We start from the raw sequence: 13,738 nt of genomic DNA on the forward strand, positions 1-13,738 counted from the left end.
TCACCATCGGCTCGCGGCGAGTCTCGCCCCGGCTCCTGCCCGTTGTCAATGGTTCACGTGTGATCGAGGAGCTCCCATGCCGGACGGCATCGACCGCGATTCCTCGGTCGGCCCGCTCGAACGGGGACTCCAGGTGCTGCGGGCCCTGACCGAGGTCCCCGAGGGGCGGTTGCGGGCGAGCGCGCTGGTGAAGGCCACCGGCCTGGCCAGGTCGCCCGTCGACCGGATCGCCACCACGCTGCTGCGGCTGGAATACCTGCGCGAGGAGGGCGGCGACCTCGCGCTGGCCCCCGCGCTGCTCGAACTCGGCACGGCCTACCTGAACAGCAGCGGGGTCCCGCGCGTGCTCGGCCCGCTGGCCCGCGAACTCGCCGACTCCCTCGACGAGTCCGTGTCGGTCGCCGTCCCGGACGGGAACGCCGCGCGGTTCGTGGTCCAGTACACCCGGCGCCGCGCCCTGTCGGTGAGCTTCCGCATCGGCGACCTGCTCCCGGTCGAACGCTGCGCCGCGGGGCTGCTGTTCACCGCCGGGTGGGACGAGGACCGGTTCGCGTCCTGGCGGCTGGACTCCGGTCGGGACTTCCCGGCGCTGCCGCGGGAGCACCGTCCCCGGCCGGCGGAGTCCGAACTGCGGCGCGCCGCCGCCGAGGCGGGGCGGCACGGCTGGGCGGTCGACGACCAGCTGCTGGAACCGGGCCTGGTCGCGGTGGCGGTCCCGGTGCGTGACGCGGCGGGCGGCACCGTCGCGGCGCTCAGCGTCGTCAGCCACACCAGCAGGCACGCGGTGCGGGAGCTGCGGGACTTCGCGCTCCCGCGGATGCAGGCCACCGCCGAGCGGATGTCCGCCGCCCTGGCCGCCGCCACCGGCGAGCCCCCGCGGCGCGCGACGGCGGCCGACCGGACCTCGGACGCCAAGCGGGACCTGGGCCCGGAGTACCTCCAGTCGCTGGCGCGGGGGCTGTCCGTCCTGGCCGCCCTGGGGACGGAGCAGGGCGGGATGACGCTGTCCGCCGTGGCGAGTTGCACCGGGCTGGCGCGGGCCACCGCGCGCCGCTCCCTGCTGACCCTGGAGAGCCTGGGCTACGTGGGCTCGGACGCGGGCCGGTTCAGCCCGCTGCCGCGGGTGCTCGACCTCGGCTACCCGGTGCTGTCCCGGCTCACCCTCGGGGAGATCGCCCGGCCGCACCTGATCGCCCTCGTCCGGCAGGTCGGCGAGTCGGCGTCGGTGGCGGTCCTGGACGGCCACGACATCCGCTACGTCGGCCGGGTCGCCGCCAACCGCATCATGAGCGTCACCATCACCCTCGGCACCCGCTTCCCGGCCCACGCCACCTCCATGGGCCGGGTCCTGCTCGCCGGGCTGCCGCCGGACGAGCGGGCGTCCTGGCTCTCGGCGGCGCCGCTGCCCGCGCTGACCCCGCGCACCGTCACCGACCCCGGCCGGCTCGACCGCGCGGTGCGGCAGGCGCGGGACGACGGCTTCGCGATCGCGGACCAGGAACTGGAGGAGGGCCTGCGGTCGATCGCGGTCCCGCTCCGGGCCGGGGACGGGCGGGTGGTCGCGGCGGTGAACGTCTCCCTGCACGCCGGCCGCACCTCCGCCGAGGAGGCCCGCGAGGTCATCCTGCCCCGGCTGCGGGAGGCCGCGGACGCGATCTCGGCGGACATCGCCGCCGTGACCAGCGCCCAGGAACTCCCGCCGGGCTGAGGCCGGTCGGCCCGGCCCCCTTGCTCATCCGACGGCGGTGCGGAAGGTGTAGTGCCCGCCCGTCACCGTGTACGGGGTGGCGCCGTCCGCGGGCGTGCCCGCGTGTGCCCCTCCCGTGGCGGTGATACCGGACGGCGAGGGCGAGGGCACGGAGATCACCGCGGTGCTGCCGTGCGGCACGACCACGTCCATGACGAGCTGCTTGCCCGTCAGGTGCCAGCTGCTGCTGATCGTGCCGTGCGGCGAACGCAGGCTCGCCCGCGCCCGGGTGAGCCCGCCGCCCGGCTGCGGCCGTACGGAGAAGCGCGCGTACCCGGGATGGGCCGGGTCGGGGACGATGCCCGCGATGGTGGTGTACATCCAGCTGCCGACCGCGCCGTCCACGGCGTGGTTGAAGGAGTTGCCGTTCACGTTCGGGTTGAAGCCGCCGCCGGGCAGGATGCCGTCCCAGCGCTCCCAGACCGTGGTGGCGCCGTGCGCGATCTCGTAGCCCCAGGACGGGTAACCGGTCTGTTCGAGCAGGGTGTAGGCGACGTCGGTGTGCCCGGTGGCGGACAGCACAGGCAGCAGCCACTGGGTGCCGACGAAGCCGGTGGCGAGGTGGTCGCCGCCGGCGTGGACGAGGCCCACCAGGCGGCCGGCCGCCTGCGCGCGCAGCCCTTCGGGGAGCAGGCCGAGGTGGAGGGCGAGCACGTAGCCGGTCTCGCTGTTCCCGGCGATCGAGCCGTCGGCGGCGAGGTACGTCGCGTCCCACGCGGACGCGATCCGGGTGAACAGCGCGCGGTAGCCCGCCGCGTCGGCGTCGCGGCCGATGGCCGCGGACATCCGCGCCATCAGGGAGGCGTCGTAGGCGAAGTACGCGGTCGCGATCAGGTCGGCGGGGGTGGGCTGGTCCACGTTCATCCAGTCGCCGGCCGGCGCGAACGACGCGGGCAGGATGAGGTCCGTGCTCGCCGCCTCCATGGCCGCGAGGTACTTCCGCATCGCGGGGTAGCTGCTCCTGACCAGGGCGGTGTCGCCGTAGCTCTGCCAGGCGGTGTAGGGGATGACCACGCCCGCGTCGCCCCAGCCGCCGCCGTAGCCGGAGCCCGCGACCGCCGGCCAGGTCGGCGCGACGTTGTCGAAGATGCCCTGCGGGGTCTGGCTGTCGATCAGGTCGCGTTCCCACTTGGCGTAGAAGCCGTCGAGGTCGCGGTTGAAGGCCGCGGTCGGGGCGAAGAAGTCGGCGTCGCCCGCCCAACCGAGGCGCTCGGTACGTGCGTTGGTGTCGGTCGGGACGGAGAAGAGGTTGTCCCGCTCGCTCCAGGTGATGTTCGACTGGAGCTGGTTCACCAGGGCGTCGGACGTGGAGAACGCGCCGATGACGGGTGCGTCGGTGCCTTCGACGATCCCGGTCAGGTCTGCCGGGGTGGGCGTGCCGGGATAGCCGGTCACCGCGACGTACCGGAACCCGTGGTAGGTGAAGTCCGGTTGGAAGGTCTCCGTCCCGCCGCCGCGCAGCGTGTAGGTGTCCTGTTGCGCGGCGGTCAGGTACGGGGCGGGGCCCGCGGCGAGGTTGTCCGTGTACAGGGTGCCGTCGGGGTTGATCGCCTGCGCGTGCCGCAGGGTGACCGTGGTCCCGGCAGGACCGCGCACCCGCACCCGCACCACGCCGGAGATGTCCTGGCCGAGGTCGAAGACGTACGTGCCCGGCGCCGGCTCGGTGACGCGCACGGGCCGCACGGTGCCGGTCACCCGCACCGGCGGGCCGATCTGCGGCACGGCCTTCGACGCAAGGCCCGGCTGGACGTCGACCGGGGCCCAACCCGCGCCGGTGAAGCCGGGTTCGGCCCATCCGGACTGCTCCCTGCGCGCGTCGTAGGACTCGCCCATGTAGTTGTCCGCGGACGTCACCGGCCCGCCGGTGCTCGCCTGCCAGGAGCCGTCGGTGTCGAGGGTCCGCACGGTGCCGTCCGTGTAGGTGACGCGCAGTTGGGCCCACAGCGCGGGCGTCGTGCCGTACTGCCCGGTGCCGAACCAGCCGACGTCGCCCGCGTACCAGCCCGGGGCGAGCTGTGCGCCGATCGCGTGGGCGCCGCGGCCGAGCAGGTCGGTCACGTCGTAGCTCTGGTACTGGACCTGGTCGCTGTAGTTCGTCCAGCCGGGTGCGAACAGGTCGTCGCCGACCCGCCTGCCGTCGATGGACATCTCGTAGATGCCCTGCGCCGAGGCGTACAGCCGGGCAGCGGCGACCTTCTTCGGAAGGGTGAACTCGGTGCGCAGCCGCGGGGTCTGGTTGCCGGGCTTCAGCAGGGCGCTCGCGCCGGCGAGGTCCAGGCCGTCGGCGCCGATGGTCCCCGCGCCGAACGCGTTCGGCTCGCCGGTCGTGAACGGGTCGTCCAGCAGGCCGGTCCCGTCCGGGGCGGTGACGGTGAGGTCGCGGTAGGTGGCCTCCTCGGTGGGCGACTCCCGGAAGCCGATGGTGCCGGTCGCGTAGGCGGACTCCTGGGCGGTGTCGACCGCGACGCCGTCGACGGAGGTGGTGATCGTGCCGCCGTCGGCGGTGATGCGCAGGTGGTGGGACGAGTGCAGCGCGTCCGGCCCGATGACGTCGCCGATCGGCGTCTCGGTCACCTGGGAGACGTTCCCGCCGGCCCACACGTGCTTCTTCAGTACGGGCTCCGCGCCGGTCACGTTGATCTGCCACATGTACGAGTCGGCGCCGCCGGACCGCGCCCGGAAGTAGACGCTCGCCGCCTCCTTCACGACGGTGAGGTCGACGTCGACGGTGTAGTCCGACCAGTGCGCGTCGGCCGCGTCCACGCCGACCCAGTCGCCCTGGCCGAGGTCGGGGCCGGCCGCGGCCCGCGGGCCCGTGGTGCTCGCCCCCGCGGGCAGGGCCGGTGGGAGGGACACGGCAAGGAGGAAGAAGAGCGCGACCGAGAGAACGCGGTGTCCTCGGCGGGGTCTCATCGATGCTGCCTTTCCCTGCTGGCGGATGATCGGCGCCCACCGGGGCCGCCCGCCCGCGGGTGGACTCGCGGGCGGGCGGCCGGTCCGGGCGTGCTACCCGACGGCCATGTCGAAGACGTGCAGCCGGGTGCCGGCCTGGTCGCCGGTGACGGTGGTGGGCAAGGTGACGTAGGCGAGCGTCCTGCCCGCGGCCAGCGGGACGCTCGTGGCGTAGACGCTGACCGCCGTGGTGGCCGGGTAGCCGCTGTTCGCCGGGCGGTTCCAGGTCGGTGCGGTGGCGACCGGGTCGTTGCCCGGCAGCGGGGTGCTCGGCGTCCAGTTGGTCAGGCCGAGGGTGAACGGCGCGGTGCTGCCGTCGGTGTAGGTGAGCGTGCCGGTGCCCGAGCCGCTGCCGTTGCTGGCCGCGCCGAGGAACCACAGGTGCCCGCCGCTGCCGCGCACCGCGATGTTCTGCCCGGCGGCGACCACGTCGTCCGGGCTGCCCGCCGCCGCGGCCGGCCAGGTGAGGTCCGCCTGGCCGTGCGGGACGGGCTGCCCGGGCACCAGGCCGACGCCGGCCAGCGACTGCGCGGAGTAGCTGTAGCCCGAGCCGTCGAAGTCACCGCTCTGCGGCGCCGCGTCGTCGCTGACACCGGTGTTGTCGTAGGCGGCGGCGACCGAGCCGAACAGCAGCGGCAGGTCGAGGGAGCCGCCCTGGAGTGGGAGGTCCTGCCCGCCGGCCGTGACGGTGCCGGTGAGGTCGACGGCGGACGACCGCGCGTCGTCCCCGACGGCGACGGTGAGGTGCTCGGCCACCGACGCCCGGGGCGCGAGCACCACCGAGGTCCGCGCCGGCGAGACGGTCACCCCGGCGGGCGGGTCCGTCGCGGCGTTCACCGTCACCCGCTCGTCGGTGGTGTTGCGCAGCGTCAGCGTGGCCGGGTAACTCGCCCCGGTCCGGGCCAGCTTCGCGGTCGAGGAGAGCGTCGCCGACACCAGCGGGCCCACGGTGACGCCCAGTCCGCTCCGCGTCCGGTACCCGCCGTCCGCGCTCGCCGACGCGACCAGCCGCCACAGCCGGTCCTGCGCGCTCGCCGGCGGCGTGACCAGCCACGACGTGCTCAGCCGGGTACCGGGCGGCACGCTGCCGAACTCCGCAGGGGTGCGCGCCCGAGCCGTCCAGCCCGCCGGCAGGTCGAGCCCGAGCGTGACGTGGTGGAGGGTCTGGGTGCCGCCCGCCGTGAGGGTCGTGGTCACCACGCCGCCGTGCGCCGGGTCGAGCGTGGCGGGGGCCTGCGCGGTGACGGTGCGCGCGCCGGTGGACGCGTGCAGCGTGTAGGCGCCGGACAGCGGCAGGTCGCGCGAGGAGTCGCCCACGTACACCCGGTACGTGCCGTCGTTCGTCCGCCAGGCGTGTGTGGCGTCGTCCCAGGTGCGCAGGTCGGAGGCGTCGACGGTGAACGTGACGCGCCGCGCCTGGCCGGGTCCGAGCGTGACCCGCTGGAATCCCTTGAGCTGCTTGGGCGGTTCGCCCGCACCGGCCGGGTCGCCGACGTAGAGCTGGGCCACTTCCGAGGCGGTGCGGCGGCCGGTGTTGCGCACCGTCGCCGAGACCTTCACCGGCCCGGCCGCGGCCGCCGCGCCCGGCGAGACGGACAGGCCGCTGAAGGAGAAGGTGGAGTACGTCAGGCCGTAGCCGAACGGGAACAGCGGCGTCAGGTGGTGGTCGTCGTACCAGCGGTAGCCGACGTCCAGGCCCTCGCTGTAGTGGTAGTCGGTGGTGTTCGTCGAGACGTCGACGGTGCCGGGGTAGCGGGAGGGGTCGGCGGTCGGCAGCTGCGCCATGCTCGCCGGCCAGGTCTGCGGCAGCTTGCCGGACGGGTCGACGTCGCCGAACAGCACGGAGGCCAGGGCCGCGCCGTTCTGCTGCCCCCCGTACCAGGACTCCAGCACGCCGCTGACCGAGCCGAGCCACGGCATGAGCACGGGCGCACCGGTGTTCAGGACGACGACGGTGTGCGGGTTGGCGGCGGCCACCGCGGCGACCAGGTCGTCCTGCGCGCCGGGCAGGGTGAGGTTCTGCCGGTCGCCGTCCTCGCTCTCGTCGTCGTTGACCACGACCACCGCGACACTGTCCTGCTTGGCCGCGGCGGCCGCGGCGGCGATCGCGGCGGTGTCGGGCACCTGCCAGCCGAGCGTGACCGAGCCGTTGGAGGGCGGGCTGGTCGGGGTGCCGGCGACCGGGCCGCTCGGGCCGTTGACCGGCTGGTAGTTCTCCACGGTGATCGGGGTGCGCACCCCGCCCGTCAGGTGGATCGCGGAGACCCCGGGACCGTACTGGGCCCAGTCCTGGAAGACCGGCTGCCCGCCGACGGTCATGCGGATGCCGCCGGTGTTCGCCATCGAGAACGTGTAGGTGCCGGTGACCGGCGCCGTCAGGTACCCCTTCCACCGCACCGAGAACCCGGACGGGTTGACGCCCGGCCCGGGAGCGGCGGTGTAGTGGTCGTCGACGTTCGGCTCGACCCGTGTCAGAGCGGGTGTGCCGGACAGGTCGAGGTTGTTGAAGTACTCGGCGGTGAGGCCCTGTTGACCGTCAGCGGTGCTGAACCGGGCCGAGGGCACGGTCGGCAGCTTGTCGGTCACCCCGGGCACGCTCACCCCGGTGCGGCCGACGGCGACCTGGGCACCCGTGCTGTCGGCGGTGTACGCGTTCAGCTCGGCGATCGACCACCAGCTGGCGGCGCTCCCGGTCTGCACCACCTTGACGTACCGCGCCTGCTGGGCGGGGAAGGTCGCGGTGATCACCTGTCCGGTCCCGGTGCCGGTGGCGACCGGGTCACCCCAGTGCGAGCCGTCGGCGGACAGCAGGATCTGGTAACCGCGGGCGTAGTCGGTGCCGTTGCCCGCGTCGAGGGTGATCCGGTCGATCGGGTGCGAGCCACCCATGTCCACGGTGATCCACTGGCCGTCGGCCATCGGGGTGCCGGTGGACCAGCGGGTGCCCGGGTCGCCGTCGACCATGTTGCGCGGCTGGTCCGAACTGCTCGCGGAGGACGACGCGTTCGCCGCCCAGGAGCCGATGTAGTCGACACGGCCGGCGCTGCCCAGCCGCTTGGCGATGCCGTCGGCGTCGGTGACCACCGCCGCCGGGTCGGCCGGCACGTGCGAACTCCCGCCGCCGCCGGTGATCGGGGCGTCCTTCGCCGCTGCTCCGATCACGGCGATCGACGGGGTGGCGGAGGCGTCCAGCGGGAGGATGCCGCCCTCGTTCCTCATCAGAACGGTGCCCTCCGCCGCGATGTCCCGGGCGGTGGCGACGTGTGCGGGGGTGGTGGCGGTGGCGGAGGGCGAGCCCGCGGTGGTGTCGAACAGGCCGTAGGCGAACTCCTCGGTGAGCAGCCGGGCCACCTTGTCGTCGAGCACCGCCATGCTCACCTGCCCGGAGCGCACCGCGTCCGCCAGCGGCTGACCGAAGTTGCCGGGGGCCGGCATGTTGAGGTCCAGCCCGGCGTTGGCGGCCTGCACCGTGCTGCGCGCCCCGTCCCAGTCGGTGACGACGAAGCCGTCGAAGCCCCAGTCCTGCTTGGCGGTCTGCTGGAGGAGGTACGCGTTCTCGTTGGCGTGCACGCCGTTGACCAGGCTGGTCGCGGCCATGATGGAGGCCGCGCCGCCCTGCTGGACGGCCTGCTCGAAGGCCGGGTAGTAGATCTCGTTGAGCGTGCGCTCGTCGACGATCGCGTTGCCGTTGTTGCGGTTCTGCTCCGTGTCGTTGGCCGCGAGGTGCTTGATGTCGGCCATCACGCCCTGGGACTGCACCCCCTTGACGTACTGCGTGGTCATCGCGCCGGACAGGTAGGGGTCCTCGCCCGCCATCTCGAAGACGCGCCCGCCGCGCGGATCGCGCTCCAGGTTGGTGTCCGGGCCCAGGTCGACGCTCACGCCCTTCGTCCGGGCCTCGGCGCCGACCACCTGCCCGTAGGACAGTTCCGCCGCGGGGTCCCAGCTCGCCGCGGCGGCCACCGGCGCCGGCATCGCGGTCGTGCCGCCCATCACCACGCCCGCGCCTCCGTCGTTGAGGTTCAGGGCGGGGACGCACAGCCGCGGGATGGGGGCCACGACGCCGGCGTAGCCGGGCAGTTGCGCGCCGTGGGTCATCGACAGCTTCTCGTCGGTGGTCATCCGCGCGAGCACCTCGGCGGCGCGCTGCGCGGGCGAGGCGCTCGACCCCAGCCAGGGGCAGGAGTCCGAGGCGCCCGAGAGGGCCGGGCCGGCCGCGGCGGGGGCCTGCCCGGCGGCGACGGTGAGGACGAGTGCGGCGGCCGACCCGGCGAGGCCGGTGGCCAGCCGGCTCCGCGACCATCGCCGGGCGGGCCGGCGCACTTCGGCGGGAAGGGGCATGGAGCAGGTCCTCTCTGCTGTCCGTCGCACGGGGATGGCGCGGGGCATACGGGCCCCACGGGGCGCCGATGCGGAACCGATGGCGTTTGAATCGATTCAATGCCCTGGTGCGTCGGTGACGTTACATCAGGCCCGTCGCGGCGTACAGAGAACGCACAAGCTCCGCCGGCCGGGCCGCCGGGGCCGACTGCGTGCCCGGGTGGGCCCGTTGCCGGACGGACGGGGCTCCCGGGCACCTGTGTCCAGGTGCCCGGGAGCCCCGCCGGTGCTGCCCGCGAGGGGATCGCGGGCCGGTCGGCCGTCCCGCCGTCAGTGCCCGCCGGTGACCTTCATCGTGGCGGCCAGCGCCGGCAGGGCGTAGGGCGTGTCCGTGGTGACGGTCAGCCCGCTGGTGTAGGTGCCGGCCCCGGTGACCTTGCCCGCGTCCAGGGTGATCCGGACCTTCACGCTGCTGCCCGGTGCGACGGTGACGGTGCGCGGGGCCGCGAGCCAGCCGGCCGCGCCCGAGCTGCCGCAGTCGGCGTAACCGGGCAACTGCTCGACCCCGGTGACCGGTTCGCTGTCCGCGTCCGAGCCGCCGACCACGTACAGGCCGCAGGCGCCGCCCGCGCGGTAGACCAGCGCGTTGGTGGCCGGAAGCGCCGACCAGGAGTCGGTGGCGGGGTCGTACTCCTCGGCCTGGTTGGTCAGCTTCCCGCCGGTGACCCCGCCGGCCACCTGCAGCCGCCCGCCGGAGGACGCGGCGGCCATCCCCCAGTTCGGGTACGGCAGCGCGGCACGCGCGCTCCACCCGCCGGTGACCGGGTCGAACGCGTAGACCGCCGACGACTCGTCGCCGGTGGCCGGGTCGGTCCCCCCGGCGCAGACGACCTGGCCCGCGACGCCGCCGCAGGACAGCCACGCGTCGGTCGCCGGATAGCCGGCCGCCTGGCTCCAGGCGTCGGCCTGCGGGTCGTAGACGTACGTCGTCTGCGAGGCGGGCTCGCAGTTGCCGGTGCAGCCCGCGACGGCGTAGATCCGGCCGCCGAGGCTCGCCGTACCCTCGCCGGCCAGGCCGGTGGGGAGGGACGCCACCGAGGACCACGTGTCGGTCCCCGGGTCGTAGCGGTACGCCGCGGACGAGGCGGCGCCGGTGCCGTCCCAGCCGCCGAACACGTAGATGGCGCCGCCGACCGCCTCGACGCCGGGCTTGTCCAGCCGCTCCGGCATGTTCGCCAGCCGCTGCCAGCCGCCGGTGGCCGGGTCGAGGAGGGACGCCTTGGACAGCGGGGACGACCCGTCGGTGCCGCCGAACGCGTAGACCTTCCCGTCCAGCGTCACCGCGCCGCTGTCCGTCGCCGCCGACGGCAGCGCGTCGGCGGGGGTCCAGGCGGTGCTGCCTGCGGTGGTGCCCGCCGTGGTGGCCGCGCCGGCGGACGCGGTCGGCGCGGTGGCCGCGCGTTGCGTGCCGGCGAGCAGCGGCCCGGTGGTGAGGTCGCCGGTCACGTGCCGGACCGGCGCGCCGGCGCCGGACACGCCCGAACCGCCCGGCCGCGACTGCGGGGTGTACGACCCGCCCTGCGGGGCGAGGAGGACGTGCGCGGTCGCGGTGCCCGAGTTGTGCAGCGTCACCGTCTCGGTGGTGGACCTGCCCAGGCGCTCGGTGGCCCTGAGCGCGTCGCCGGACACGCTGATCCGTCCGGCGCCCAGCCGGAAGTCCTTGCGGGTGACCCGGTCGGGTGCGACGGAGACCTTCGCGGTCGTGCCGATGTACGCGCCGTCGACGACGCCCAGCGCGGTCCGCCCGGAGGAGTCGGCGGCCGAGGCCGGCGCGAACAGCTCGTAACCGCCCCCGGCGGTCGTGGCGGTCGTCGCGGTGCCGGCGACGCCGACGGTCGCGCCGGACAGCGCCGCGCCGGTGTTGGCGTCCTGGACGTCCCCGGTCACGAGCCCGCCGGGGACGCTGTCGCAGGAGCGGTTACCGATGAAGACGTCGTCGACACTCCAGAACCACGAGTTGACCGCGTCGTACCGGAACCGGATCCGCACGTCCTTCCGGCCGGCGGCCTGCGGGACGGAAACCGCCTGCGGGCCCGAGGAGATGATGCTGTACATCCGCCAGACCGAGGTCCAGGTCTGCCCGCCGTCGACGCTGACGTCCACGTAGGCGTTGGAGTTGTACCGGGTGGCCATGAAGGAGTTGTCGAACGAGACGATCGGCGTGGCGTCGCCGCTCAGGTCGAGCGGCGGAGAGACGAGGCTGGTCGTCTCGTGGGTGTCGGCGCCGCCGTCGTGCGAGTCGACCTCGGCGAACACGCCCGAGCCGCCGGTGTCGTTGCCGAAGCCGCCCGGGTCGTCGAAGCGCCAGGTGACGCCGGAGCCGCTGTCGTCGCTGACGGTCCAGCCGTCCTGCGGCGTGGCCCCGGACCAGCCGTCGAAGCCGGTCGTGGTGCCCTGGTAGCCGAAGCGGTAGCCGGGCGCGGTGCAGAGCGTCGCGTCGCTGGACAGCGACAGGTCGTGGCGCACGTCGCGGGTGCCGACGGCGACGGTGCTGTCCGCCGCGGTGTAGCCGGGCGAGGTCGTCGAGACGTGCAGCGTGTACGTCCCGTCGTCCGGCAGCCGGACGCTGTACCGGCCCGTGGCCGGGTCGGTGCTGATCGCGCCGCCGGGGTAGCCGCCGACGGTGACCGTCGCGGCGAGCGGCCAGCCGTGGCCGGACGCGTCGGTGACGGTGCCGGAGACGACGTGGGCGGGCAGGGCGCGCAGCGTGAGGGCCTCCTTCGCCGTCCGCCCCTCGGTGACCTTCACGGTGGCGGTGGCCTCGGCGTAGCCGAACTGACCGACCGTCAGGGTCCAGGTGCCCGGCGGCGGGGCGAGGGTGAAGCCGCCCGAGGCGTCGGTGGTGGCGCTGTAGCTGCGGCCGCTGCCGCCGGAGCCCTTGGCGGTGGCGGTGACGGACGCGCCGGCGACGCTCCCGGTCGCGCCCGCTCCGGTGCCGCGCACGGTGCCCTCGATCACGCCGTGCGGGCCCTGGCGCAGCGCGCCGACGCCGGCCGGGGTGCCGAGCCCGGTCGGCCCGTCCCAGCCGGCGCGGGCCTGGCAGAGCTGGTTGCCGCACTGGCCGTCGGAGCCGGTGGTGACGTCGTTGAGGTCGGCGGCGTCCGTGTCGTCGTACGGGTAGGTCACCGGGTAGGTGCCGGGGGTCGGGGTGCCCGCCAGCGCGTACATCGCGGCGACCAGCGGCGAGCTGAGCGAGGTGCCTCCGTACTGCGCCCAGCCGCCGACCGCGGTCGAGTTGTAGACCCCGAGGCCGGTGTCGGGGTCGGCGACGGCGGAGACATCGGCGGTCGCGCGCCGGTCGCAGCCGGTGTCGACGCCCTGCTGGTAGGCCGGCTTCGACTCGACGCTCGAACAGCCCGAGCCGCCCGAGTTCCAGGCCGCCTCGGTCCAGCCGCGGGCGGTGCCGGCGTCGGGGGTCAGCGCGGTGCCGCCGACGGCGACGACGTTCCCGCTCGACGAGGGCCACTCCACGATGTTGCCGTAGTCCCCGGTGGACGCGGTGACGGCGATGCCCGGGTGGTCGTAGTACCCGTCGTAGGCGGCCGCGTCGGGCACCTCGCCGGGGACGCCGTAGGAGTTGGAGATGGCGACGGGGTGGTGGGCCGCCGCGGTGTCGACGGCGTGGCCGAGGTCGTCGAGGTCGGCGGAGTCGCCCTCGACCAGCAGGATGTGGCAGGCCGGGCACGCCGACGAGACCGCGTCGAGGTCGAGCGCGGTCTCCGTCGACCAGCCGGCGTCCTCCGCCGGGTAGTTGTGGCCGCCGTCCTGGTCGAGCTTGGTGAAGCAGCCGTTCGCCGTCGTGCACGCGGGCAGGCCGTAGGTGCCGCGGAAGACGGCCAGGTCGGATTCGGCGGCCGCGTAGCCGCCGGCGTCGACGATGGCGACCGTCCTGTCCGCGCCGCCCGCGGGCAGCGCGTACGCCGCCTGGATGTCCTTCGGGGTGAGGGCGGTGGCGGGCGGGGCGACCGAGCCCGCGGCCAGGGTGCCGTGGCTGTTGGTCGTGCCCATCAGGTCGCAGGTGGCGTAGGGGGCGCCACCGGTCTGCCGGGAGGCGGGAAGGGGCACGGCGCAACCGGCGGGCCGGTACCCCGCGCTGCTCGGCGCGGTGCTCACCGTGCCGCCGCCGCTCGCGGAGGACGCCGCCTGCGCCGGGGCGGCGGCCACCAGGCCGAACGCCCCGGTGCAGGCGACGGCGACTCCGGCCGCCCACATGCGTATGCGTCTGTGCATCGTTCTCCTCGGGGAGGTGCGTCGGCCGGGCCGACTGAGGCGGGGTCCTGGTCAGACGGGCCGGTACTGCACACCCGGCTTGCGTTGCGGCGCGTCCGACCGGTCCGCGCCCGGTGCCCGGGCCGGCCCGGTCTCCGGCCCGGACTCCGTCCCGGTCTCCGTCCCCGACCGGGGGGCGGGATCGGGCGCCGGGTCGGGGGTGGTCCCGCCGCCCTCGGCGGACCCGGCACACCCGTCGGGCGCATCAGGCCCGTCGGACCCGTCCGGGGAGCCCACGAGGGAGGCGTCGACGGGATCGGACACGGGCCGCTCGCCCGGCCGTTCACCGCCGTCGCCGTTGCCGGAAGTCATCGCCGCTGCTCCGTTCTGTTCCAGAGCAAGCAGTGAACGCCGCACGTCGGGAGACCGGCAATGCGCAGAACTACCCGG

Annotated in this window: 5 protein-coding genes; 1 reads left to right on the forward strand and 4 read right to left on the reverse strand. The window is 74.8% G+C overall.

The window, feature by feature from the left end; genetic code table 11:
* The first annotated feature begins 76 nt into the window (after positions 1 to 76).
* Entirely contained in the window at positions 77 to 1,708 is a 1,632-nt protein-coding gene (locus tag C4U44_RS34170; protein WP_103889984.1) for an IclR family transcriptional regulator domain-containing protein, read from the forward strand.
* 24 nt (positions 1,709 to 1,732) lie between these two features.
* Here C4U44_RS34170 and C4U44_RS34175 read toward each other — a convergent pair whose 3' ends face one another.
* The 4 genes from C4U44_RS34175 to C4U44_RS34190 all read right to left on the reverse strand — a co-directional run bounded on the left by C4U44_RS34175 (position 1,733) and on the right by C4U44_RS34190 (position 13,660).
* Positions 1,733 to 4,603 carry a family 78 glycoside hydrolase catalytic domain gene (locus tag C4U44_RS34175; RefSeq protein WP_146088410.1) on the reverse strand — a complete coding sequence of 957 codons (2,871 nt, stop codon included), beginning with the start codon at positions 4,601 to 4,603 and terminating at the stop codon, positions 1,733 to 1,735.
* Positions 4,604 to 4,753: 150 nt separating this feature from the next.
* Positions 4,754 to 9,040, reverse strand: coding sequence for a glycoside hydrolase family 3 C-terminal domain-containing protein (locus C4U44_RS34180; RefSeq protein ID WP_103889986.1), 4,287 nt, complete (start codon positions 9,038 to 9,040; stop codon positions 4,754 to 4,756).
* Between the two features lie 309 nt (positions 9,041 to 9,349).
* Positions 9,350 to 13,309, reverse strand: coding sequence for a kelch repeat-containing protein (locus C4U44_RS43345; protein WP_146088411.1), 3,960 nt, complete (start codon positions 13,307 to 13,309; stop codon positions 9,350 to 9,352).
* Positions 13,310 to 13,360: 51 nt separating this feature from the next.
* Positions 13,361 to 13,660 (reverse strand): hypothetical protein, encoded by a 300-nt coding sequence (locus C4U44_RS34190; RefSeq protein WP_103889988.1) that lies wholly within the window; start codon positions 13,658 to 13,660, stop codon positions 13,361 to 13,363.
* Between the last annotated feature and the right edge of the window lie 78 nt (positions 13,661 to 13,738).

It is taken from the genome of Actinacidiphila yanglinensis, from assembly GCF_900107965.1.
GTDB classification, from domain to species: Bacteria; Actinomycetota; Actinomycetes; order Streptomycetales; family Streptomycetaceae; genus Actinacidiphila; species Actinacidiphila yanglinensis.